This window comes from Streptococcus suis (genome assembly GCF_002960445.1).
GTDB classification, from domain to species: domain Bacteria; phylum Bacillota; class Bacilli; order Lactobacillales; family Streptococcaceae; genus Streptococcus; species Streptococcus hyiners.
Genome location: NZ_POJD01000182.1, coordinates 1 through 266 on the forward strand (window position 1 = coordinate 1; position 266 = coordinate 266).

1 protein-coding gene is annotated in these 266 nt (G+C 36.5%); it reads right to left on the reverse strand.

Features of this window, described 5'->3' with window-relative positions; all coding sequences use genetic code 11:
• Positions 1-164: 164 nt before the first annotated feature.
• A partial coding sequence (locus C1G53_RS07650) for a 50S ribosomal protein L19 (RefSeq protein ID WP_153046673.1) occupies positions 165-266 on the reverse strand: 102 nt, incomplete at its 5' end.

The window sequence follows — 266 nt, forward strand, 5'->3', positions numbered from 1 at the left end:
TCATCCGCAACCTCCTCTATACTCGCTACAATAATATATAGTATAACATATTATTTCCATTTTATGCTTTCACAATTTGGTACTTTTTCAACAGATTTTTTTTAAAAAAAGAGACAGCTTTCGCTGCCTCCCATTCTCCGACCAAAATAGTCTGTAGGACTATCTTAACGACGGATTTCTTTGATACGTGCTGCTTTACCTTGCAATGCACGTAGGTAGTACAATTTAGCACGACGTACTTTACCGTAACGTACTACTTCAATCTT